The following is a 392-nucleotide window of genomic DNA, read 5'->3' on the forward strand; positions in this document are numbered from 1 at the left end:
ACCCTATGAAACGTACAAGCAATTACTAGACTTGATTTATCCCCATACTATTGAAATTAACTGTTTAAAAAAACGACTTTGTTTCCGTTAAAAAAAATGTTGAAAAAAGAGGGAATATGGCGGGTGTGTGGAATACATATTTAAGTAATTGTAATGTAAACACAATATTATCCAAGTTATAGGAGGTGCCAGGGGCTTGAGCAACAATGATATCATTGTTAGTTTAGACATCGGTACATCCAAGGTTCGTGCTATTATTGGGGAAGTTGTTAATGGAACCATTAATATAATAGGTGTGGGATCTGCCGAGTCAGAGGGTATTCGTAAAGGCGCAATCGTTGATATTGATCAAACGGTGAACTCCATTCGGAGCGCTGTTGACCATGCTGAAC

At 37.8% G+C, this 392-nt stretch carries 1 pseudogene; it reads left to right on the plus strand.

Features of this window, described 5'->3' with window-relative positions:
* Nucleotides 1–196 precede the first annotated feature (196 nt).
* Nucleotides 197–392 (plus strand): annotated as a pseudogene (locus tag AC1DUA_RS40875) (cell division protein FtsA); the annotation flags it as partial.

The organism is Paenibacillus sp. 01T422 (genome assembly GCF_056398785.1).